The following is a 20362-nucleotide window of genomic DNA, read 5'->3' on the forward strand; positions in this document are numbered from 1 at the left end:
CGTCAGTCCTCCGCCCGGCCCGCGAGTGCCGCGAGCATCGCCTCGGCGGCCTTTGCGGGCGTGGCGCTCCCCTCCTCGACAGCGCGGCCAAGCTCGGCCATCCGCGCCCGCGCGGCCGGATCGGCGGTCAGCCGGGCCAGAAGCCCCTGCTGCACCTCCTCCTCGAACCAGTGGCGGGCCTGCTCCGCGCGGCGGCGGTCGAAATGCCCATGCAGGCGGCGCCATTCGACGAGCACCTGCATCTCGTCCCAGGCGGCCTCCAGCCCCTCCTCCTCCATCGCCGAGACGCACATCGCCTTCGGGAAACCTTCCGGGTCGCGGGCCCGCTTGCGCATGAGCCGGAGCGCCCCTGCATAGTCGGCGCAGGTCCGCCGCGCTGCCGATTTCAGCTCGCCATCGGCCTTGTTGACGAGGATGAGGTCGGCCATCTCCATGATCCCGCGCTTCACGCCCTGCAACTCGTCGCCACCGGCGGGGGCGAGCAAGAGGATGAAGAGGTCGGCCATCTCCGCGACCAGCGTCTCGGACTGGCCGACGCCCACGGTCTCGATCAGCACCACGTCGAAGCCCGCCGCCTCGCAGAGCGCGGCCGCCTCGCGGGTGCGGCGGGCGACGCCGCCAAGATGGGTCTGGCTCGGCGAGGGTCGGATGAAGGCAAGGGGGTCGCGCGACAGCCGCTCCATCCGCGTCTTGTCGCCGAGGATCGAGCCGCCCGAGCGCGAGGACGAGGGATCGACCGCAAGAACCGCGACCTTGAGCCCCTGCCCGGTCAGCATCGTACCGAACGCCTCGATGAAGCTCGACTTGCCGACGCCGGGCGTGCCCGAAAGCCCGATCCTAAGCGCCTGCCGCCCGCCACCGAGCGCGTCCAGAAGTGCCGCCGCCGCGGCGCGGTGATCGGGGCGGCCGCTCTCGACCAGCGTGATCGCGCGCGCCAGCGCCCTCCGGTCGCCCTGGGCCAGCCGGCCCGCAAGTTCGGTAATGTCCATGTTACGGTTCCGGCGGCCTTTCGCTGATCCAACGCGGTCGTGAATTGACCTCTCGGTGGTTTTCTTGCCTGCTTGGCGACGCCGATGTCCAGTGGCTCGGCGCGAAAAACGACGAGCGGTGCCATGAGGATCCTTCTTCGTTGCCTTGCCGGGGCCGCGCTCGCGGCGGCCCTTGCATCCGGTCCCGGTCATGCAGGGCCGAAGGAAAGCGCCGTCTTCGACCTCACGCTCCGCGGCCTCCCGGCCGGGTCGCTCTCGGTCAGCGGCACGGTCACGGGCGCGCGCTACGCCGCCGCGGGCGTGCTGCAATCGGGCGGGTTTCTGGCTCTGGTGAAGAAGATCCGCTACGACGCCCGCGCGAGGGGCGTGGTGCGCGACGGCGTGTTCACGCCCACCCGCTACGAGGAGGATGCCGACACCGGCAAGCGCCAGTCGCAATCGGTGATGCGCTACGAGAACGGCGTGCCGCAGGTGAAGGTCCACAATCCGCCGAAGCCGCCGCGCCCGGACGACATCGACCCCGCGACTCAAGGTGGCACCGTGGATCCCTTAACCGCGCTCTATGCCGCGCTGCGCGACGTGCCGGAAGCCGAGGCCTGCAAGCTGAAGCTCTTCCTCTTCGACGGGCGGCGGCGCAGCCAGGTGATGCTGACCGATCCCCGGCCCGTCGAAGGCGGCCTCACCTGCACCGGCGAATACCGCCGCCTCGAAGGCTTCTCCGAAAAGGAGCTGGCCGAGAAGGTCCGTTTCCCCTTCACGCTCCACTACGCCCCCCTCGGCAACGGGCATCTCCGTGTCGTCGAGATTTCGATGGACACGCTCTATGGCAAAGGCCGACTGAAACGGCGATAAGCGCGAGGTGCGCGACCGGCTCCCCATAGATGCGGCCCTGCCCGGGCTTGTCACCGCCCTTGAGGCGGAGGGCCGCGCCGTGCTGATGGCGCCCCCCGGCGCCGGCAAGACGACGCGGGTGCCGCTCGCGCTTCTCGAGGCCGGTCTGACCACAGGCCGGATCGTCATGCTGGAGCCGCGCCGGCTCGCCGCCCGCGCCGCCGCCGAGCGCATGGCCGAGACGCTCGGCGAGCGCGTCGGCGAGACCGTGGGCTACCGCATCCGCGGCGAGGCCAAGGTCTCCGCCAAGACCCGGATCGAGGTCGTGACCGAGGGCATCCTGACCCGGATGATCCAGTCCGATCCCGAGCTTGCCGGCATCGGAGCGGTGATCTTCGACGAGTTCCACGAACGCTCGCTCAACGCCGATCTCGGCCTGGCGCTCACCTGGGAGGTGCGCGGCGCGCTCCGCCCCGACCTGATCCTCGTGGTGATGTCGGCGACGCTCGACGCCGGTCCCGTTGCCGCCCTTCTCGACAATGCGCCGACCGTGACCTCCGAGGGCCGCGCCTATCCGGTCGAGACGCGCTGGCTCGCCCGCCCCGTGGACAGGTCCATGCGCTTCGAGGCCGCCGTCGCGGGCCTTGTCTCGGAGGCCGCCGCCGAAACCCCGGGCGGCATCCTCGTCTTCCTGCCCGGCGAAGGCGAGATCCGCCGGGTCGAGGCGGCACTCGCGGGCCGCCTGCCCGGCGATTGCGTCGTGCGGCCGCTCTTCGGCGCGATGGACTTCGCCGCCCAGCGCGCCGCGATCGCGCCCGCCGCGACGGGCCGCAAGGTGGTGCTCGCGACCGCGATCGCCGAGACCTCGCTGACGATCGAGGATGTCCGCGCCGTAGTCGATGCCGGCCGCGCGCGCCGGGCGCGGTTCGATCCCGGCTCGGGCATGTCGCGGCTCGTCACCGAACGGGTGACCAGGGCCGAGGCCGAGCAGCGCCGCGGCCGCGCCGGCCGGGTCGCCGAGGGCACCTGCTACCGGATGTGGACCAGGGGCGAGGAAGGCGGCCTCGCCGCCTTCCCGCCAGCCGAGATCGAGGCGGCCGACCTCGCCGGGCTCGCGCTCGAACTGGCGCTCTGGGGCTCGGACGGGGCGGACCTCGCCTTCCTCACCCCGCCCCCCGCCCCCGCGCTTGCCGAGGCGCGCGCCCTTCTGGCGGCCCTCGGCGCGCTCGACGACGCGGGCCGGATCACCGTCCACGGCCGGGCGCTCGCGGCGCTGCCGCTGCATCCCCGGCTTGGCCACATGCTGATCACCGCCGGGCCGGAGGCGGCGGTGCTCGCCGCCCTTCTGGCCGAGCGCGACCCCCTGCGCGGCGCCCCGGCCGACCTCGCGCTGAGGCTCGCCGCGATCCGCGATCCGAAGGGCTACGAGGCCGACCATCCGGACCGGGTCGACCGCGGCACCGTGGAACGCATCCGCGCCGAGGCGAAGCGGCTTGCCCGCATGGTCGCGCCCGTCGCGGAGGGCTACAGCCCGGCCGAGATGGCGGCCCTCGCCTATCCCGACCGGATCGGGCTTAGGCGCAGGGGCGACCAGCCGCGCTATGTGCTCTCGGGTGGCAAGGGCGCCATTGCGGCGGAGGGTGATCCGCTCGGCGCCGAGCGGCTCTTGGTCGCCACCGATCTCGACGGCGACCCGCGCGAGGCGCGGATCCGCCAGGGCATCGCGATCCGCGAGGCCGCGCTCCGCCGCCTCTTCGCCGACCGCATCGGCTGGCATGACCTCTGCGAATGGTCGCGCCGCGAGGGCCGCGTCACCGCCCGGCGGCAGGAGCGGCTCGGCGCGCTCGTCCTCGACGACCGCCACTGGCCCGACGCGCCCGCCGAGGCCACCGCCCGCGCGGCACTCGACGGGCTCCGCCAGATCGGCCTGCCGTGGAGCGAGCCCGCCCGCCGCTTCCGCGCGCGGGTGGAGCTCCTGCGCCGCGAGGGCGCCGACCTGCCCGACTTCTCCGACGCGGGCCTCCTTGACCGGGCCGAGGACTGGCTCCTGCCGCATCTCAAGGGCAGGCGCACCGAGGGCGAGCTGCGCAACCTCGACCTGGCGGAGCCGCTGCGCCACGCGCTCGGCTGGGACGGGCTGCAACTCCTCGACCGGCTCGCCCCGGCGCAGTTCGAAACCCCGCTCGGCCGGCATGTGCCCATCGACTACGAGGGCGACCATCCCTCGATCTCGGTCCGGCTCCAGGAGCTGTTCGGCGTGACCCGGCACCCTACCGTCGGCCCGAAGCGCCTGCCCCTGCGCATAACGCTGCTCTCGCCCGCCCAGCGCCCGGTCCAGACCACGCTCGACCTGCCGGGGTTCTGGGCCAGCTCCTACGCCGATGTGCGCAAGGACATGCGCGGCCAGTATCCCAAGCACCCCTGGCCCGAGGATCCGACCGAGGCCGAGCCGACGCTCCGCGCCAAGCCGCGCCGGGGCTGATTGCCATCCGGCTCAGGCCGGGCCGAGCCGCCGCCGGTTCAGCGCGTGCCAGAGGAGGCCAAGGAGCACGAGGTTGGCGATCCCGGCGATCGCCGCGTTCGCGAAGGGCACGGTATAGGCGCCGGTGAGGTCGTAGAAGAGCCCGCCCTGATAGCCCCCGACCCCGTGGCCGAGCCAGGCGAAGGCGAGCACGATGCTCATCGCGGTCGCCCGCCGCGCGGCCGGGGTAAGGAGCCGCGTCGTCGTCAGCACTCCGGTCATCACGCCGCCATAGCCGAAGCCGTAGACCGGCGCGAAGACGAGGAAGGTGCCAAGATCGCCGATCTGGACGAAGCCGAAGACCAGCGCCGTCTGCCAGGCAGAGGCGGTCATGTAGGCGCCGAGCGCGCCGATCATGTCGGCGAGACGGCCGAAGGCGACCCGGCCCAGGGTCGCCGCCACGAGCGTCAGGAACAACACGCCGCCCGCCTCGGGCGCCGAGATGCCGCAGCCCTGGATATAGGGAACGAGATGCATGAGCGGCACCGACATCAGCGTGCAGCAGAAGAGCGCCGCCGCACTCAGCCACGGCACGACGACGGAGAGCGGCAGCGGCATGTACTCCGCCGCAGCGGCCTGTCCCGGCAACCGGGCTGGCGGCGCGCGCAGGAGCGCCGCGAGCGGGACGAGGATCACGAGCGATATCAACCCGGTCGCGGCGAACGCGCCGCGCCAGCCGAGCCCCTCGATCAGGTAGACGGTCAGGAACGGAACGACGCCCTGCCCGACGCCCTGCCCCGCCGCTACGATGCCGATCGCGAGACCCGAGCCGACCGCGAACCAGTTGCCGGTGAGCGCGACGAGCGGCCCGGCCAGCGCACCGCCGCCGAGCGCCCCGGCGAGGAAGAAGATGACGTAGAACTGCCAGAGCGCCGAGGCCTGCGCCGCCAGCAGCATCGCCCCGCCGACCGCCGCCGCGCCGACAAGGGCGACCCGCCGTACACCGACCCGGTCGGCGAGCGGCCCCATCAGGAGCCCGCCGAGGCCGATCCCCACGACGCAGGCGGAGTTGATCAGCGCAATCGACCCGCGCGCCCAGCCGAACTCCGTCTCCAGCGGGATCACGAAGACCGAAAGCCCGTTGGCAAGCTGCCCCACCGCGACGGCGAGAATCGCGGCCGAGGCGGCGGCAATCACCCAGCGGTAGGCGGGCTGCGGCGGTGAGCTGGCGGCCAAGGGCAGTCCTCCCTCGCGACGCGACGGGCGAAGGTTTCATGCTACCAGCGGAGCAGCCGGTTGTCACATTGCCGCGAAGGTTTCCCTAGGGGCACCCGCCCCCGAACGAGCCGTTGCCAATGGATTGCAGAGTGATAGGGTGCCGCCCCAAGCGCCACGGGCTCGGGGAATCATGCAACTCTATCTGCCGATCGCCGAAGTCTCGGTGAACTCGTTCCTTCTCTTCTCGATCGGCGGCGTGGTCGGCCTCCTGTCCGGCATGTTCGGCGTCGGGGGCGGCTTCCTGATCACGCCGCTCCTGTTCTTCATCGGCGTGCCGCCGGCGGTCGCGGTGGCGACCTCGGCCAACCAGATCGTCGCCTCCTCGGTCTCGGCGATCCTCGCCCATATCCGGCGCAAGACCGTCGATTTCCGCATGGGCTGGACGCTGCTCGCGGGCGGGCTCGCGGGGTCGGGCCTCGGCATGGTGGTGTTCAACCACCTGAAGGCCCTCGGCCAGGTCGATCTCCTGGTGCGGATCTTCTACGTCGTGTTTCTCGGCGCCATCGGCGCGCTGATGTTCGTCGAGAGCCTGCGTGCCATCCGCCGCGCGAGCAAGCCGGGCGCGGTGCCGGCGCGCAAGAAGCACAACTGGGTCCACAACCTGCCCCTGAAGATCAAGTACCGCACCTCGGGCCTCTATATCTCGGTGATCCCGCCGCTCGGCGTCGGCGCGGCGGTGGGCTTTCTCGCCGCGATCATGGGGGTGGGCGGCGGCTTCATCATGGTGCCGGCGATGATCTACCTTCTGAACATGCCGACGCGGGTCGTGGTCGGCACCTCGCTTCTGCAGATCATCTTCGTCTCGGCCTTCACCGCCCTCATGCACGCGACGACGAACCACACCGTCGACATGGTGCTCGCGGTGATCCTCCTCGTCGGCGGCGTGATCGGCGCGCAGATCGGCGCCGGGATCGGGCTGAAGCTCAAGGCCGAGCAGCTCAGGATCCTACTGGCGCTCCTGGTGCTCGCGGTCTGCGCCAAGATCGGGCTCGAACTCGTGATGAAACCCGACGAGCTCTATTCGATGACCTGGAGCGCGAGCTACTGAACCTTCCGCCGGAAGGGCGTTCAGCGTCCGAGCTTTTGCCGCCGGATCCTCATCATCTCATGCGCTTCGGACGTGCCGTCGTGGAACGAGCCGAACCACTTGTCCCACGGCATCTCAAGATTGCCGTAGTTCACCTCGAAATAGCGGTGGTGCATCTGATGGTGAAACGTGCCGAGCGCAAGACGCTTGCGGTCCTTGACGAGCAGGTTCTCGAATCCGGTATGAGAGGTCGCCGCCGTCAGCGACTGGTGCTGCATGTGAAACAGGATGTGCAGAGGATGCGCCGGGATCAGGAAATGGATCAGGATCGAAGAAAAGAAGATCAGATGCTCGACCGGGTGCATCGACAGGCCCGACCAGGGGCCGACATTGACGTTCCGGTGATGCAAGCTGTGGGCGATCCGGTAGAGCGGTCCCCAGTGCAGCGCCCGGTGAACCCAGTAGAAGTGAAACGAGATCCAGACCGGGGTCAGGAGAAAGAGCGCAACGAACCACAAGGGATGCGCTGACCAGGCCAGCACCGGCGCCCAGCCGTTGGCCATCGCCCAGAACATCAGCACCTCGTAGGCGGTCCAGAAGCCGACGCCGCTCGTCAGGGTCCAGAACATGTTGTCGCGGACCTGCCCGCCGAAGCTGAACTGCCGACCGGACCGCGCAAGGTCGCGCGGGTCGTACTTCAGGCGATCGCCCTGCCGACGGAGGGTGAAGAAGAACAGGTGAAGCCCCCCCGCCACGAGCGCGATCAGGACGAAGTTGCGCAGCCAGATTCCGGCGATCCAGCCCGGTGCCAGCGTCCGCGCGACCTCGAGCGACGGCTGGAACCAGGCCCAGGAGATCAGCGCCACGCCGACGAGGATCGAGTTTTCGGCAAGCGCCAGCCAGCGCACCGCAAGCCAGCGCACCATCCGCGCCGGATCCGGCGGCCAGGTGAAGAACGGCGAGACGCGGATCGGCACGTCCGGCACATGGTGCCAGCCCTTGAGGGCGGATCCGGAAGGATCTGTTCGGTCTGACATCGGCAACTCCCCGTTACGCGGCCCGATCATGCGTCCAAACGATTCCCTTGAAAAACAGATTTATACTGTCATCTAATTCTGAAAATCAGAGGATACGGGATGCAAGGAGACCTTCGGCTGTCGCTGCGCCTGCTGCGCGCCTATCTCGCCGCGACCGAGCATGGCAGCATCACCGGGGCCGCGGCGGCGCTGCATGTCGCGCCCTCGGCGGTCGCGACCGCCATCGACAAGATCGAAGCCGAGTTCGGCACGGTTCTTGTCACCCGCAACCGTGCGAAGGGCATCGCGCCGACCACCGCCGGGCGGGCGCTGGCGGCGCGGATCAAGGCCCTTCTGGACGAATACGACGCCGTGATGTCGGAGGGTCACGCGCTCGGCGCCTCGCTCGCGGGCGACCTTCGGATCGGCTACTACGCCCCGGTCGCCCCCGCGTTCCTGCCGGAAATCCTGCAGCCGCTCATGGCCGCGAGCCCTGGCCTCAGGGTCGATCTGCGGGACTGCGACAATGACAGCGCGCAAGCCGGGCTGATCGACGGGCGGCTCGACGTGATCCTGTTCGCCGGTGGCGAGGTCCGGCCCGGCATCGAGACCGAGGCGCTTCTCGACATACCGCCCTACATCCTCGCGCCGGCCGACCATCCGCTCGCGCTGCGGGGCGAGGCGACGCTTGCCGACCTGAACGGCGCGGACCTGGTGCTGCTCGACCTGCCGCTTGCCGGAGCATATACGCGGCGGCTCCTCGAGACGGGCGGGATTGCCCCCCGGATCGTCGCGACGTCATCCTCGACGGAAATGATCCGCAGCCTTGTCGGCGCGGGGACCGGACTCGCGGTTCTCAACATGCGGCCGAGGACAAGGTCCAGCTATGGCGGCGCCGAGCTCGCGGAGGTGCCGTTGCGGCCGCCGCTGCCGGGCCTGACGCTGATGGCGGGGCGGCTGGCTGGCCGCCCGCGCCGGGCCGTCACCGTGTTCCTGGACGCCGTCCGCGACTGGTTCGCCGGTCCGCAGGCCGCGGAGCTCGTGGTGCGAGAGGCCGGCGCTCAGGCTCCGAGGCAGTAGCGCAGGATCGCCTTCTGGGCGTGAAGGCGGTTCTCGCTCTCGTCGAAGATCACCGATTGCGGGCCGTCCATCACCTCGCTCGTCGCCTCCTCGTTGCGGTGCGCGGGCAGGCAATGCATAAAGAGCGCGTCGGGCTTGCCCTGGCCCATCATCCGCGCGTTGACCTGGTAGGGGCGAAGCTGATTGTGCCGCCGCTCTCGGGCGCTTTCGGGATCGTGCATCGAGACCCAGGTGTCGGTGACGATCGCGTCGGCACCCTCGGCCGCGACAAGCGGGTCGCGGTGGATCTCGACGGTCGAGCCCCTGGAGCGGGCGAAGGCGACCGCCTTCGGATCGGGATCGAGCGTCTCGGGGCCGGTGAAGGTGAGGTCGAAGCCGAACTGGCCGGCGGCGTGGAGCCAGCTCGAGCAGACATTGTTGCCATCGCCCGACCAGACGAACTTGCGGCCGGCGATCGGCCCGCGATGCTCCTCGTAGGTGACGATGTCGGCCATGATCTGGCAGGGATGCGACGAGTCGGTGAGCCCGTTAATCACCGGCACGGTGGCGTGTTCGGCCATCTCCAGAAGCGTCGCCTCCTCGAAGGTGCGCAGCATGATCAGGTCGACATAGCGCGACAGGACCCGCGCGGTGTCGGCGATAGATTCGCCGTGGCCGAGCTGCATCTCCTTGCCCGAGAGCACCATCGTCTCGGCCCCCATCTGGCGGGCGCCGACATCGAAGGAAACGCGGGTTCGGGTCGAGGGCTTCTCGAAGATCAGCGCGATCATGCGCCCCGAAAGCGGCGTCGCGTCATCGGCCATGCCCTTGGGGCGGTTGTTACGCGCGTCCTTCATCGCGCGGGCCTGGTCGATCATCGCCCGCAGGTCGGAGGGCGAGGTCTTGTGGATGTCGAGGAAATGGTTCATCGGCGTCGTCCTTTGTGGAGAGCGCCGGGGGCTGCCTGCCCCCGGACCCCCGGGGGTATTTTCACAATGAAGAAGCGGCAGGCGCGGTTTCCAGGTCCGCTGCCGCGGCGTCGAGGCGGGTGACGGCCTCGGCGATCTCCTCCTCGGTGATCGTCAGCGGCGGCAGGAGGCGCAGCGTCTCGTCGGCGGCGGGCACGGTCAGGGTGTGCCTTGCGTAGCCCGCCTTGACCACCTCGGCCGGGGCGACCTTGCATTTCAGGCCGAGCATGAGGCCCTGGCCGCGCACCCCTTCGAAGATGCCGGGATGGGCGGCGACGAGGCCTTCGAGCTTCTGGCGCAGGAGTGCCGCCTTGCGGTTGACCTCGGCGAGGAAGCCGGGGTCGGTCACGATCTCCATGACCTTGGCCCCGACCGCGCAGGCGAGCGGGTTGCCGCCGTATGTCGAGCCGTGGGTGCCCGCGGTCATGCCGCTGGCGGCGGTCTCGGTGGCCAGCACCGCGCCCAAGGGGAAGCCGCCGCCGATGCCCTTGGCGATCATCATGATGTCCGGGGTCACGCCCGACCATTCATGGGCGAAGAGCCGGCCGGTGCGGGCGACGCCGCACTGCACCTCGTCGAAGATGAGAAGCGCGCCGGTCGCGTCGCAGAGCTGGCGGATCGTCTTCATGTCGGCGTCCGAGAGCGGGCGGATGCCGCCCTCGCCCTGGATCGGCTCGACCATCACGGCGCAGGTCCTGTCGCCGATCGCGGCCTTCAGCGCCGCCATGTCGGCCCAGGGCAGCTGCCGGAAGCCCGGCATCAGGGCCCCGTAGCCCTTGACCATCTTCTCCGACCCGGCGGCCGCGATGGCCCCGGTGGAGCGGCCGTGGAAGGCGCCCTCGAAGGTCAGGATCTCCTCGCGCGGGGCGCCCTTCTCGTACCAGTACTTCCGCGCCATCTTGATCGCGAGCTCCGCCGCCTCGGTGCCGGAATTGGTGAAGAAGGCGGTGTCGGCGAAGGTGTTTTCCACCAGAAGGTCGGCCAGCCGTTGCTGCTCGGGGATCTGGTAGAGGTTCGAGACATGCCAGAGCCTGCTCGCCTGTTCGGTCAGCGCCGCGACGAGGTCGGGATTGGCATGGCCGAGCGCGTTGACCGCGATCCCGGCGCCGAGGTCGAGGTATCGCGTCCCGTCGGCCTCGATGAGCCAGCTGCCCTCGCCCTTCACGAAGGAGAGGGGCGCGCGGTTGTAGGTGGGAAGGATCGACGGGATCATGGATGGACTCCGGATGGGAAGGTCAATGGGTGCCTGAGCGGGGGGCCCGAGTCAACGTTGTGAAGGAGATGTGGCGAGGCCACGGGGTGACGGACGTCAGGCGCGGGTGCGGCGGCGTCGGGGACGGGCAAAGGCTTGGGTCCGGTGCGTCATGGTCCGCCGCATAGCGGCTAAACCCGCGCCTGTCCACAAAAACCGTCGGCCGCCGCGCTCCGCCCCCGTTTGTGTTACCATCGCCCGGTCAAGGGGAGAGGAACACATGAAAGTCAGCATCGTCCAGGAGCCGCCGGTCTATCTCGATCTTGAGCGATCGCTTGAGCGGGCCGTGTCGCTGATCGGCGCGGCCGCCGCTGGCGGGGCCGAGATGGTCGTCTTTCCCGAGGTCTGGCTGCCGGGCTACCCGACCTTCGTCTGGCGGCTCCTGCCTGGGCGCGGCATGGCCGCGACGGATGCGCTTTTTCGCCTGTCGCAGGCCAATTCGGTCGATCTCTCGCGCGACGGCCTGCGCCCCGTGCGCGAGGCCGCCCGCGAGCACGGCGTCGTCGTCGTGATCGGCCACCAGGAGATCGACGGCCGGTTCAGCGGCAGCACGCTCTTCAACAGCTGCGCCATCATCGACGCCAACGGCACGCTTCTGAACAACCACCGCAAGCTGATGCCGACCAATCCCGAGCGCATGGTCTGGGGCAGCGGCGACGGCCAGGGCCTGCGCGTGGTGCCGACCGCCGTCGGCCGGGTCGGCGCGCTGATCTGCTGGGAGAACTACATGCCGCTCGCGCGGTTTACGCTCTATGCCCAGAACCTCGACATCTACGTGGCGCCGACCTGGGACAGCGGGCCGACCTGGCTTGCCACGATGCAGCACATCGCGCGCGAGGGAGGCGTCTGGGTCATCGGCTGCGCCACCGCCATCGAGGCGGCGGACATTCCCGCCGACCTGCCCCACCGCGACGAGATCTTTCCCGACCCCGGCGAGTGGATCAATCCGGGCGACGCGGTCGTCTACCAGCCCTTCGGCGGCGTGGAGGCCGGACCGATGCATGCCGAGAAAGGCCTCCTCTCGGCCGAGATCGACGTCGCGCGCGCCCGCGCGTCGCGGCGCAAGTTCGATGTGGCGGGCCATTACGCGCGTCCCGACATCTTCACGCTCTCGGTCAACCGGGCGGCGCAGCCGCCGGTGCGGTTCGGCCCGGACGACACGGGGGGCGCTTGAAACTCCCCGCCCTTGCTTGTATCTCGGCGCGTCCCGGATAGAATGGGGCGAAATTCATTCGAGGCCGGACGGCGCATCGCCCGATGAGCGCCGTCTTGTGCCTTGCCAACCCGAGGGTCAGTCATGTCCTGGACCGACGAGCGCGTCGAGACGTTGAAGAAGATGTGGGCCGAAGGCCAGTCGGCGAGCCAGATCGCCAAGGAACTCGGCGGCGTCACCCGCAACGCGGTGATCGGCAAGGTCCACCGGCTCGGCCTGTCGAACCGCGTCGGCGGCGCGCCCGAGCCGAAGGCCAAGGCGCCCGAAGCCGCGCCGAAGCCCGAACCGCGCCCCGCGGCGGCGGCGAAACCGGCCGCCCCCCGCGCCGAGCCGAAGCCCGCCGCCCAGTCCGCGGCGGCGGCGCCGCAGCGTGCCGAACCGGCCCAGCCCGCCGCGGCCCAGCCCGCGACGCCCGCGCGCAAGCCGATCATCCCGGCCGGCCAGCCGCTGCCGCCGCAGCCCTCGGCTGGCGAGATCAGCCCCGAGGCGCTCGCCTCGGTCCGCGAGGTCGAGAAGAAGGCGCGCAAGATCGGCCTGATGGATCTGACCGAGCGCACCTGCAAATGGCCGATCGGCGACCCGGCGACCGAGGATTTCTGGTTCTGCGGCCTCTCCGCCCAGCCGGGCAAGCCCTATTGCGAGGCCCATGTCGGCGTCGCCTTCCAGCCGATGTCCTCGCGCCGCGACCGGCGCCGCTGATCCCGGCGGCAGGCGGCAGGAGGGTGCTTTCCTTCGCCGCCGCCTGCGCGTAGCCTCCGCCCGCGAACAGGAGGCCCCATGCGACCGATCATCGAGGTCCGCGACCTTTCCAAGACTTATGCCAGCGGCACCCATGCCCTGTCGGGTGTCACGCTCGACATCGCCGAGGGCGAGATCCTCGCCCTTCTCGGGCCGAACGGCGCCGGCAAGACCACCTTCATCTCGATCACCTGCGGCCTCGTCACCCCCACCGGCGGCTCGGTCAGCGTCGGCGGCCACGACATCATCCGCGACTACCGTGCGGCGCGGTCGCTTATCGGGCTCGTGCCGCAGGAGATCACGCTCGAATTCTTCGAGACCGTGATGAACACCGTGCGCTTCTCGCGCGGGCTTTTCGGCAATGCCCCCGACGACGCCTACCTCGAAACGGTGCTCCGGGCGCTGGCACTCTGGGACAAGCGCGACGCGAAGCTGCGCGAGCTGTCCGGCGGCATGAAGCGCCGGGTGCTGATCGCCAAGGCGCTCGCCCACGGCCCCCGCATCCTCTTTCTCGACGAGCCCACCGCCGGGGTCGACGTGAACCTCCGCCGCGAGATGTGGGAGGTCGTGCGCGGCCTGAAGAAGCAAGGCGTCACGATCATCCTGACGACGCATTACCTCGAAGAGGCCGAGGAGATGGCCGACCGCGTCGGCATCATCGACAAGGGGCGTCTGCTGCTCGTCCGCGACAAGACCGAGCTGATGCACGAATTCGGCCAGAAGATCCTCACCGTGGAGCTGACCGACCCCGTCGCCGCGCTGCCCGCCCCCCTCGCCGGCCTCGGGCTCGACCTCGGCGCCGACGGGCGCACGGTGCGCTTCCGCTACGACACCCATGCCGACCGCTCCGGCATCGCCCGGCTGCTCGCGGAATTCGCAGGCCACGGGCTCGCGGTGCGCGACCTCTCCACCGAACAGACCTCGCTCGAGGAGGTCTTCCTGCGGCTCGTGAGGGACATGGCATGAACGCGCGCTCGATCCTGACGATCTTCAACTTCGAGATGGCCCGGTTCTGGCGCACGCCCTGGGAATCGCTCGCCGCCCCGGTCGTCTCGACCGTGCTCTACTTCGTCGTCTTCGGCGCGGCGATCGGCAGCCGCATCCAGTCGGTCGAGGAGATCAGCTACGGCGCCTTCATCGTGCCGGGGCTGATCATCCTCACTGTCCTGCAGCAATCGCTCTCGAACGCCGCGAACGCGATCTTCATGCGCAAGTTCGTGGGCACGATCTACGAGATCCTCTGCGCCCCGGTCTCCTTCCTCGAGGTCGTCGCGGGCTTCGTCGGCGCGGCGGCGCTGAAATCGGTGATCATCGCCATCGTGATCTACCTCACCGCGCTCTTCTTCGTCGACCTGCCGCTCGCCCACCCGGTTCTGGCGCTCCTCCTCCTGATCCTGACCTCCTTCGGCTTCGCGCTCTGGGGCTTCCTGATCGGGATCTGGGCCAAGGACTGGCAGCAGCTGCAGTTCATCCCGATGATGGTCATCACACCGCTCGTCTTCCTCGGCGGCGCCTTCTATTCGACTTCGATGCTGCCGCCGTTCTGGACCGCGGTGGCGAAGCTCAACCCGGTCCTCTACCTCGTCTCGGGCTTCCGCTGGACCTTCTTCGGCCAGGCCGACGTGCCGCTGGCCGCCTCGGTCCTGGCCCTCGCGATCTTCCTCGCGCTCGGCTTCCTCGCGGTCTGGGCGATCTTCCGCACCGGCTGGCGGCTGCGCGCCTGACCCTTTCCTTGCCGGGCGCGAACGCGTATACGCCGCCGCCATGACCCAGAACCCGCCGAACCTCCGCCCCGACCTCGCGCCGAAGCCCGTCTTCGACGGTCCCGCCAGCCCCGGCCAGCCGCGGATCGGCATGGTCTCCCTCGGCTGCCCCAAGGCGCTGGTCGACAGCGAGCGCATCCTCACCCGGCTCCGGGCCGAGGGCTACGCGATCAGCCCCGACTACGCGGGCGCGGACGCCGTCATCGTCAACACCTGCGGCTTTCTCGACAGCGCCAAGGCGGAAAGCCTCGAGGCCATCGGCGAGGCGCTTACGGCCAACGGCCGGGTGATCGTCACCGGCTGTCTCGGGGCCGAGCCCGACTACATTACCGGCGCGCATCCTTCCGTCCTCGCGGTGACCGGCCCGCATCAGTACGAACAGGTGCTCGACGCGGTTCACGGCGCAGTGCCGCCCGCGCCCGATCCCTTCGTCGACCTCATGCCCGCGACCGGCGTGAAGCTCACGCCCCGGCATTATAGCTACCTCAAGATCTCCGAGGGCTGTAACCACAAGTGCCGGTTCTGCATCATCCCCGACATGCGCGGCCGCCTCGTCTCGCGCCCCGCCCATGCGGTCGTCCGCGAGGCGGAAAAGCTGGTCGAGGCCGGGGTGCGGGAACTGCTCGTCATCAGCCAGGACACCTCAGCCTACGGGCTCGACCTGAAACACGGGGTCAGCGCCGGCCGCGGCGGGCGCGAGCACCGCGCCCATATCACCGACCTCGCCCGCGACCTCGGGCAACTCGGCGCCTGGGTCCGGCTGCACTACGTCTACCCCTACCCCCATGTGCGCGACCTCATCCCGCTGATGGCCGAGGGGCTGGTGCTGCCCTATCTCGACATCCCGTTCCAGCACGCCCATCCCGATACGCTGAAGCGCATGGCACGCCCCGCCGCCGCCGCGAAGACGCTCGACGAGATCGCGGCCTGGCGCGCCATCTGCCCCGAGATCACGCTCCGCTCCACCTTCATCGTCGGCTATCCCGGCGAGACCGAGGAAGAGTTCCAGACCCTTCTCGACTGGATGGACGAGGCCCAGCTCGACCGCGTCGGCTGCTTCCAGTACGAGAACGTCGCCGGCGCGCGCTCGAACGCGCTCCCCGACCACGTCCCCGACGAGGTCAAGCAGGAGCGCTGGGACCGCTTCATGGAAAAGGCGCAAGGGATCTCGGAGGCGAAACTCGCCGCCAAGGTCGGCACTCGGCTGGAGGTCATCGTCGACGAGGTCGACGCCGAGGGCGCGACCTGCCGCACCAAGGCCGACGCGCCCGAGATCGACGGCAACCTCTTCATCGACGAGGGGTTCGAGACGCTCACCCCCGGCGACATCGTCACGGTCGAGGTCGACGAGGCGGGCGAATACGATCTTTGGGGGCGGATCGCCTGAAGGAATGACGGCGCTCAGGCGATCCGGCTCTCATTGATGCTACGCGGGCGGCTTGTAGGCCGCGGCGATGGCCTTGGCCTTTTCCTGCGCCGCCTTGAACTCGGCGGCGGTGAAGGCCTGGACCGTCCGCATATGGCTGATCTGGCCCGAGGCGCCGACCGCCATGAGGCTCGGCAGCAGATCCTGCATCGAGGGTGCCTCCGAGATCACCATGAAATCCCGGTCGCCCGAGGTCAGGTAGAAATGCAGAAGCTTTCCGCCCGCAGCCTCGATCAGCGCCCGCGCCGCGGCCTCGCGGTCCGAGGGACTCGCGATCATGCCCCTGATGGCGCTGCTCTCGTAGTTTCCGGTGAGAATGAATGTCGGCATGCTGTCCTCCCAAACAGTTGAACGCCCGATCAAGCGCCGGACGATGCACTTAAGTGTCTGTAGGCAAGTGCCCTTTTCTACCACACGAACGCGATTCACGCCATGCGGGACGAACGGGAGGGTTCAGCCGAGAAGCACCACGAGCCAGGCCACCCCGCCCGCGATCGCCGTCGCCGCCACCGCCGCCGAGCCGCAGTCCTTGGCCTTGCCGGCCCGCGGATCGTGCTCGGGCGAGGCGAGATCGACGATCTCCTCGATTGCCGTGTTGAACAGCTCCGCCGCGAGGATCAGGAGGCCAAGCGCGAGGATCATCGCCCGCTCGCCCGGCGTCAGGTCGAGCGCGAAGGCGAGCGTCGCGGAGGCGAGGTTGACCACCGTCCACTGGCGCAGCGACTTCTCGCTCGCCCAGGCCGCCGACCAGCCCTGCCAGGACCAGATGCAGGTGTTGGCGAAGCGCCGGAGCTCGGCTGTGACGATGGCGCGCATGGGTTCCTCCGGTCGGTCCTCCCGCGACCTTAGCGCCGCGCCGGGGCGGCTGCCAATCGCCGACCTTTGCCCGACGGAATGCCGACGTTTTGCCGCCCGCGCCGCAGCGGCCTCAGCCCCGCTCGGCCAGGTAGACCCGCACCGCCTCGGTGACATGACGGAACCGGTCGCCGCCAAGCTTCACCCCGCCATACCAGCGGGTGACGACGACGATGTGGTTGACCAGCCCCTCGCGCTCGAGCATCCGCAGGATCACCGCCCCGGCGCCGGCCTCGCCATCGTCGTTCTTCACCCCTTCGCGCCGCCCATCCTCCTCGAGGAGCAGCGCCCAGCTGTTATGGGTGGCGCGCGCGAACTTCTTCGCCCGTGTGAGTTCGGCCAGAAACGCCGCCGCAGCCTCCCGGCTCGCCGCCGGGCCGCCCGACACGGCGTATTTCGAGCCGCGATCGCTCAGCACGTTCTCGATGATCCGCATGGCACCTCCGCCGCCGGGAATAGAGCCTGCGGCGGGCGCTGCCAAGCCTGCGGCCGGGCTTTGTTCAGACGATGCCGCGCAGGCCCTCGAGCACGGCGCGGTTCGCGCACCAATCGGGCGCCACATGCGCGTGGCGGTCATGGCCGGGCTCGCGGCGCAGTTCCCGGCCTTCGTTGCAGTCGCGGCACAGCGCCAGGATCGCGCGGAAATCGTCGGGCGTGAGGATCCCCGACTGGATCGCCTCGCCGATGTCGACGCCGTGGCGCCGAGTCTCCTCCTCGGTCAGGAAATAGGGAAGCTCGGCCCCGGCCCCGCCGGACTTCGCCGCCATCCTCACGACACTACCCATCGCGCCTTCCTCCGATCCGTCGCGTTTGCGCCACCATCGCGCGATGACCATGGCTGACGCCTTGATTCAAATCAAGAGCCGTCGAAACCGCGGTCAGCGCAGACCAGCAAGCGTGCGGCGCACCGTGTCGATCCGGCTGGCGTTGGGCGGATGGGTTCCGAGGAAGCGGTTGCCGGGGTCGGGAATGCGGGTGAAGAACTCCGCACCGCGTTCAGGGTCATAGCCGGCCTGCCAGGCGAGGACGGTGCCGAGCGAGTCGGCCTCAAGCTCGTGATCCTTGGCGAAGCGCCGGGCGCCGAACGTGCCGCCGATGTTCTGAGCGCCGCGGATCGCGCTCGAGTCGGCCCCGGTTGCGGCGGTCAGCACACCGGCGATCAGCGCGCCGGTCATCGCCTCCTGCTGCTGACGCGGGATGTGGCCGGCGATGTGATGCGCGGCCTCGTGGCCCATGACGAAGGCAAGCTCGTCGGTGTTGCGCGCTTCGGCGATCAGGGGAAGCGTGAAGGCGATGATCGGCCGTCCCGAACGGTCGAGCGTCTGGAACGCGTTCGGCGGCTGGCCGGGCCGGTCGTCGACGACGATGCGGAAATCGCAGTTCCCGACGCCGAGGTTCCAGCACTCGCGCTCGATCACCGGCTCCATGCGGCTGACGACGCTCGCGAAGTTACGGGCCGCGATCCGCGGGGGGACGACCGGACCGGAATCGGCCACAGGCCCGGCCGGATAGGGGGCTTGTGGATAGGGCGCTTGCGGATAGGGATAGGGAGCTTGTGGATAGGGTGACTGCGGAACGGTCTCGACGCAGCCCGCCAAGGCGACGGCGGCAAGGATTGCCAGTTTTTTCATTCGCCTCTCCCGGGCCGATTTGACTGCTCGTTGCAGTGTCAAATTACCGTTGCGCCGAAGTCAGCGAAAGACCCATATCCACCCGTTCACGATCCCGTGCGGACATCCGCTTTCCGCTGCGGCACCGGCACCCCCACGACCGGCATTGAGCCCGGTCGCGGGCCGCGCTAGGCTGGCACTATGTTTACAATCGAGCACGATTTCGACGCGACCGTCATCACCCTCGTCGACGAGGGCAGTCCCAACCTCGAAGAGGATGTGACGATCCAGGGATTCGCCGAATGCGTGACGATCGAGCAATACGATCCGCGCAAGGACGAGGTCTGCAAGATCGTCATGTCGATGGCCCAGGTGCGCGAGCTCGCCGCCGCGCTGAACCTGCCGGAGGGCGTCTACCGGCTGAAGCCGAAAGGCTGAACGGTCAGGCTCCGAACCATTTGCCCCAGAGTCCCGCCGCCTGAAACATCAGGCCGAGCGTGATCATCAGGATGCCGATACCGAACCTGTCGCGCATCGCGAAGACGATCGGATCGTAGTCCTGCTTGCCGACCCATCCCAGCATCACCATGCGGACCAGCCAGATCGCCATCGGCAGCATCGCGAGCCACAGGACCCAGGTCGCAGGATAGAGCATCCGGCCTTGCTCGCTGATCGAAAAGAGGAAGAAAACCAGGAGCGCGCCTACCGTTCCCAGCCCGGCGACGTTCAGAAGGTCGCCGCGGTCCGGGCGCCCGTAGCCCCGCCCCGGCAGACGTTCATTGTTGGAGGCGAGCGTAAGCTCGGTCAGCCGCTTGACGCAGCCGAGCGTGATGAACATCGGGAAGACGAAGATAAGCGCGTAGATCGACACAGCGACCGCGCCCGCCGCCGCACCGGCGATGACCCGGATCGTGTAGAGCGCGGCGAGCGTCGCCACATCGACCCAGCGCATCCGCTTGAGCTTCAGCGAATAGGCCAGCGACAGCGCCATGTAGAGCACGACGACGCCGAAAAAGGCCCCGTTGATCGCCGCCGCCATGCCAAGTGCGAGGAGACCGAGCGCCGCGGACGCGGCCATTCCGATCGCGATCGGAACCTCGCCGCTCGCGAAGGGGCGGCGGCATTTCGTCGGGTGCAGCCGGTCCGCCTCGAGGTCGAGAAGGTCGTTGACGACGTAGATCGACGAGGCGGCGGCCGAAAAGGCGACGACGCCCCACAGGATCGGCACCAGCGTCGCGAGGTCGAAACTGAGCGACACGATCATCGCGAGCAGCAGGAGCAGGTTCTTGACCCAATGATGCGGCCTGAGCGCGCGGAACAGGGCCGCCGGGCTCCAGCCGCCGGGCAGTTCGACGACGTTCCGGCCCCGCGCGATCAGCGCCCGCGCCGACGGAACCCGGCCCACGACGAGCGCGTTCTCGGCGCGCTCCCACACCGGCATGTCCACCGCCGCGTCGCCGGCATAGTCGAAGCCGCGCTCGCCGTACGCCGCGACCAGCGCCTCGGCCTTGGCCGGACCCTTGAGGTTGACCTCGCCGTCGGAGGCGAAGACCTCCTCGCTAAGTCCGTAATCCGCGGCGAGCCGCTCGACCAGGACGCGGTCGGAGGCCGAGGCGAGCACCACCTCGCGACCGGCCATGCGTGAGCGCAGCGCGAGATCGGCGATCTCCGGATTGACCGGCAGGAGGTCGGTGCGCAGGGGTGCGATCGCCGCCAGCTCGGCCTTGAGCCGCTCGGGCCGGCGGAAATTCCGCGCGAGCACACCAAGGGTCGCGACCGGATCGCGCCCGAGCCCGTCCCAGAAGGTTTCGAACAGCATGTCGGTCTTGAGAAATGTGCCGTCGACATCGAGGACGAGCGGCTTCACCTCGGTCAT

Annotated in this window: 21 protein-coding genes; 10 read left to right on the plus strand and 11 right to left on the minus strand. The window is 69.4% G+C overall.

What is annotated here, in order from left to right; all coding sequences use genetic code 11:
- Window positions 1-2 precede the first annotated feature (2 nt).
- Complete coding sequence (gene meaB, locus R5H32_RS03035; RefSeq protein ID WP_318337202.1) at window positions 3-989, minus strand: methylmalonyl Co-A mutase-associated GTPase MeaB; 987 nt, start codon at window positions 987-989, stop codon at window positions 3-5.
- Between the two features lie 123 nt (window positions 990-1112).
- On the opposite strand from meaB, the gene R5H32_RS03040 reads away from it, so the two are divergent.
- Window positions 1113-1841, plus strand: coding sequence for a DUF3108 domain-containing protein (locus R5H32_RS03040; RefSeq protein ID WP_318337203.1), 729 nt, complete (start codon window positions 1113-1115; stop codon window positions 1839-1841).
- Between the two features lie 7 nt (window positions 1842-1848).
- A complete protein-coding gene (hrpB, locus tag R5H32_RS03045) occupies window positions 1849-4302 on the plus strand; it encodes an ATP-dependent helicase HrpB (protein WP_318337204.1) in 2454 nt (817 codons plus the stop codon).
- 12 nt (window positions 4303-4314) lie between these two features.
- On the opposite strand, the gene R5H32_RS03050 is transcribed toward hrpB, so the two are convergent.
- On the minus strand, window positions 4315-5517 hold the full coding sequence (locus R5H32_RS03050) for an MFS transporter (protein WP_318337205.1): 1203 nt from the start codon (window positions 5515-5517) through the stop codon (window positions 4315-4317).
- A 172-nt stretch (window positions 5518-5689) separates the two neighbouring features.
- Between R5H32_RS03050 and R5H32_RS03055 the strand changes: the two genes are divergently transcribed.
- Window positions 5690-6607 carry a sulfite exporter TauE/SafE family protein gene (locus tag R5H32_RS03055; RefSeq protein WP_318337206.1) on the plus strand — a complete coding sequence of 306 codons (918 nt, stop codon included), beginning with the start codon at window positions 5690-5692 and terminating at the stop codon, window positions 6605-6607.
- A 20-nt stretch (window positions 6608-6627) separates the two neighbouring features.
- Here R5H32_RS03055 and R5H32_RS03060 read toward each other — a convergent pair whose 3' ends face one another.
- Window positions 6628-7623: a sterol desaturase family protein gene (locus tag R5H32_RS03060; protein ID WP_318337207.1), complete on the minus strand. Its 996-nt coding sequence runs from the start codon at window positions 7621-7623 to the stop codon at window positions 6628-6630.
- Between the two features lie 99 nt (window positions 7624-7722).
- Between R5H32_RS03060 and R5H32_RS03065 the strand changes: the two genes are divergently transcribed.
- Entirely contained in the window at window positions 7723-8682 is a 960-nt protein-coding gene (locus R5H32_RS03065) for a LysR family transcriptional regulator (RefSeq protein WP_318337208.1), read from the plus strand.
- Here R5H32_RS03065 and argF read toward each other — a convergent pair.
- Both argF and R5H32_RS03075 read right to left on the minus strand, forming a co-directional pair.
- Window positions 8664-9590 (minus strand): ornithine carbamoyltransferase, encoded by a 927-nt coding sequence (gene argF, locus R5H32_RS03070; RefSeq protein WP_318337209.1) that lies wholly within the window; start codon window positions 9588-9590, stop codon window positions 8664-8666. The genes R5H32_RS03065 and argF overlap by 19 nt on opposite strands.
- A 61-nt stretch (window positions 9591-9651) precedes the next feature.
- A complete protein-coding gene (locus tag R5H32_RS03075) occupies window positions 9652-10842 on the minus strand; it encodes an aspartate aminotransferase family protein (RefSeq protein WP_318337210.1) in 1191 nt (396 codons plus the stop codon).
- A 259-nt stretch (window positions 10843-11101) separates the two neighbouring features.
- Here R5H32_RS03075 and R5H32_RS03080 point away from each other — a divergent pair, with 259 nt between their 5' ends.
- The 5 genes from R5H32_RS03080 to rimO all read left to right on the plus strand — a co-directional run bounded on the left by R5H32_RS03080 (window position 11102) and on the right by rimO (window position 15982).
- A complete protein-coding gene (locus R5H32_RS03080) occupies window positions 11102-12055 on the plus strand; it encodes a carbon-nitrogen hydrolase family protein (protein WP_318337211.1) in 954 nt (317 codons plus the stop codon).
- Window positions 12056-12178: 123 nt separating this feature from the next.
- Window positions 12179-12793 (plus strand): GcrA family cell cycle regulator, encoded by a 615-nt coding sequence (locus R5H32_RS03085; RefSeq protein ID WP_318337212.1) that lies wholly within the window; start codon window positions 12179-12181, stop codon window positions 12791-12793.
- Window positions 12794-12871: 78 nt separating this feature from the next.
- Window positions 12872-13798 (plus strand): ABC transporter ATP-binding protein, encoded by a 927-nt coding sequence (locus tag R5H32_RS03090; RefSeq protein WP_318337213.1) that lies wholly within the window; start codon window positions 12872-12874, stop codon window positions 13796-13798.
- A complete protein-coding gene (locus tag R5H32_RS03095; RefSeq protein ID WP_318337214.1) occupies window positions 13795-14556 on the plus strand; it encodes an ABC transporter permease in 762 nt (253 codons plus the stop codon). Before R5H32_RS03090 ends, R5H32_RS03095 begins: the two co-directional genes overlap by 4 nt.
- Before the next feature lie 40 nt (window positions 14557-14596).
- A complete protein-coding gene (gene rimO / locus R5H32_RS03100) occupies window positions 14597-15982 on the plus strand; it encodes a 30S ribosomal protein S12 methylthiotransferase RimO (protein WP_318337215.1) in 1386 nt (461 codons plus the stop codon).
- A gap of 39 nt (window positions 15983-16021) precedes the next feature.
- On the opposite strand, the gene R5H32_RS03105 is transcribed toward rimO, so the two are convergent.
- The 5 genes from R5H32_RS03105 to R5H32_RS03125 form a co-directional block, all read right to left on the minus strand.
- Window positions 16022-16351: a GYD domain-containing protein gene (locus tag R5H32_RS03105; RefSeq protein ID WP_318337216.1), complete on the minus strand. Its 330-nt coding sequence runs from the start codon at window positions 16349-16351 to the stop codon at window positions 16022-16024.
- A 123-nt stretch (window positions 16352-16474) separates the two neighbouring features.
- Window positions 16475-16837, minus strand: a complete 363-nt coding sequence (locus R5H32_RS03110) for a diacylglycerol kinase (RefSeq protein ID WP_318337217.1) — start codon at window positions 16835-16837, stop codon at window positions 16475-16477.
- A 112-nt stretch (window positions 16838-16949) separates the two neighbouring features.
- Entirely contained in the window at window positions 16950-17312 is a 363-nt protein-coding gene (locus R5H32_RS03115; RefSeq protein WP_318337218.1) for a YigZ family protein, read from the minus strand.
- Window positions 17313-17376: 64 nt separating this feature from the next.
- Entirely contained in the window at window positions 17377-17712 is a 336-nt protein-coding gene (locus R5H32_RS03120) for a DUF6455 family protein (RefSeq protein WP_318337219.1), read from the minus strand.
- Window positions 17713-17754: 42 nt separating this feature from the next.
- Window positions 17755-18507: a M48 family metallopeptidase gene (locus R5H32_RS03125; RefSeq protein WP_318337220.1), complete on the minus strand. Its 753-nt coding sequence runs from the start codon at window positions 18505-18507 to the stop codon at window positions 17755-17757.
- Window positions 18508-18687: 180 nt separating this feature from the next.
- On the opposite strand from R5H32_RS03125, the gene R5H32_RS03130 reads away from it, so the two are divergent.
- A complete protein-coding gene (locus R5H32_RS03130; protein WP_318337221.1) occupies window positions 18688-18924 on the plus strand; it encodes a hypothetical protein in 237 nt (78 codons plus the stop codon).
- A gap of 4 nt (window positions 18925-18928) precedes the next feature.
- On the opposite strand, the gene R5H32_RS03135 is transcribed toward R5H32_RS03130, so the two are convergent.
- Window positions 18929-20362 carry a UbiA family prenyltransferase gene (locus tag R5H32_RS03135; RefSeq protein ID WP_318337222.1) on the minus strand — a complete coding sequence of 478 codons (1434 nt, stop codon included), beginning with the start codon at window positions 20360-20362 and terminating at the stop codon, window positions 18929-18931.

It is taken from the genome of Defluviimonas sp. D31 (assembly GCF_033436765.1).
Lineage (GTDB): Bacteria > Pseudomonadota > Alphaproteobacteria > Rhodobacterales > Rhodobacteraceae > Albidovulum.

Bases quoted from the DNA above. Each gene is read 5' to 3' on its own strand.
- meaB (WP_318337202.1), bottom strand. From the start codon at position 989: ATGGACATTACCGAACTTGCGGGCCGGCTGGCCCAGGGCGACCGGAGG.
- R5H32_RS03040 (WP_318337203.1), top strand. From the start codon at position 1,113: ATGAGGATCCTTCTTCGTTGCCTTGCCGGGGCCGCGCTCGCGGCGGCC.
- R5H32_RS03055 (WP_318337206.1), top strand. From the start codon at position 5,690: ATGCAACTCTATCTGCCGATCGCCGAAGTCTCGGTGAACTCGTTCCTT.
- R5H32_RS03060 (WP_318337207.1), bottom strand. From the start codon at position 7,623: ATGTCAGACCGAACAGATCCTTCCGGATCCGCCCTCAAGGGCTGGCAC.
- R5H32_RS03065 (WP_318337208.1), top strand. From the start codon at position 7,723: ATGCAAGGAGACCTTCGGCTGTCGCTGCGCCTGCTGCGCGCCTATCTC.
- argF (WP_318337209.1), bottom strand. From the start codon at position 9,590: ATGAACCATTTCCTCGACATCCACAAGACCTCGCCCTCCGACCTGCGG.
- R5H32_RS03075 (WP_318337210.1), bottom strand. From the start codon at position 10,842: ATGATCCCGTCGATCCTTCCCACCTACAACCGCGCGCCCCTCTCCTTC.
- R5H32_RS03080 (WP_318337211.1), top strand. From the start codon at position 11,102: ATGAAAGTCAGCATCGTCCAGGAGCCGCCGGTCTATCTCGATCTTGAG.
- R5H32_RS03085 (WP_318337212.1), top strand. From the start codon at position 12,179: ATGTCCTGGACCGACGAGCGCGTCGAGACGTTGAAGAAGATGTGGGCC.
- R5H32_RS03090 (WP_318337213.1), top strand. From the start codon at position 12,872: ATGCGACCGATCATCGAGGTCCGCGACCTTTCCAAGACTTATGCCAGC.
- R5H32_RS03095 (WP_318337214.1), top strand. From the start codon at position 13,795: ATGAACGCGCGCTCGATCCTGACGATCTTCAACTTCGAGATGGCCCGG.
- rimO (WP_318337215.1), top strand. From the start codon at position 14,597: ATGACCCAGAACCCGCCGAACCTCCGCCCCGACCTCGCGCCGAAGCCC.
- R5H32_RS03105 (WP_318337216.1), bottom strand. From the start codon at position 16,351: ATGCCGACATTCATTCTCACCGGAAACTACGAGAGCAGCGCCATCAGG.
- R5H32_RS03110 (WP_318337217.1), bottom strand. From the start codon at position 16,837: ATGCGCGCCATCGTCACAGCCGAGCTCCGGCGCTTCGCCAACACCTGC.
- R5H32_RS03115 (WP_318337218.1), bottom strand. From the start codon at position 17,312: ATGCGGATCATCGAGAACGTGCTGAGCGATCGCGGCTCGAAATACGCC.
- R5H32_RS03120 (WP_318337219.1), bottom strand. From the start codon at position 17,712: ATGGTCATCGCGCGATGGTGGCGCAAACGCGACGGATCGGAGGAAGGC.
- R5H32_RS03125 (WP_318337220.1), bottom strand. From the start codon at position 18,507: ATGAAAAAACTGGCAATCCTTGCCGCCGTCGCCTTGGCGGGCTGCGTC.
- R5H32_RS03130 (WP_318337221.1), top strand. From the start codon at position 18,688: ATGTTTACAATCGAGCACGATTTCGACGCGACCGTCATCACCCTCGTC.
- R5H32_RS03135 (WP_318337222.1), bottom strand. From the start codon at position 20,362: ATGACCGAGGTGAAGCCGCTCGTCCTCGATGTCGACGGCACATTTCTC.